We start from the raw sequence: 683 nt of genomic DNA on the forward strand, positions 1-683 counted from the left end.
TTGGTGAGGCGCCGGGGCGTGTTCAGGTGGTCCGCATCGGATGGCATACTAGCCTGCCGTTGATCTGCGCGGCGATGGGCATCGGCCCGTTCGCGGTGGGCAGGTAGATGACTTCGGTGCTGTCCATTTCGCCCGCTGGTGCCGCGCTGTCGCTGCTCCTGCGGTTGCCGTACTGCCCCAGCACGGTGCTGCCGATGCCGTCCTCCGCATAGACGGTCTGCGTGGTGATGGCGGGGTTGTTGGCCCCGGACAACCTCGCATCGCTCTTGAACACCCGCTGGCCCAGGGCGTTGTAGGTGTAGCTCACCGCCAGTGCGCTGGCCGGGTCGGCGCTCGGCCCCGCCTTGGCGATGCGGCCGTCCACGCCGTAGTGCAGGTAGCTGTCGCCCTTCCTGGTGATCGATCCGGTGGCGTCGTGGTTGTAGCTGACGTTGGTGGTCTGCGCGCTGCCGCCCGCGGGCGTGAAGGTCTGCGTGTAGCCGCCCAGGCGGTTGCTGTTGCTGGCGATTTGGTAGTCGCGCTGCAGCGTGGCGGGGCCCCCTGCGGTGCTGCTGCTGTAGTAGCTTTGGCTGCGGTTGTCGTTGGCATCCCACGCGTAGCCGCTGGCGTTGGCCCCGATGGTGTCGCTCAAGGCCGTTCCGCTGGGCAGCGTGAGGGTGTTGGGCGCGCTGTGCGCGCTGGCG

The 683-nt window shown here is 68.4% G+C and carries 1 pseudogene; it reads right to left on the bottom strand.

Annotated elements, in window-relative coordinates:
• Positions 1 to 22: 22 nt before the first annotated feature.
• Positions 23 to 683 (bottom strand): annotated as a pseudogene (locus tag AC27IQ_RS26420) (hypothetical protein); the annotation flags it as partial.

This window comes from Acidovorax sp. KPB24-07 (assembly GCF_057543315.1).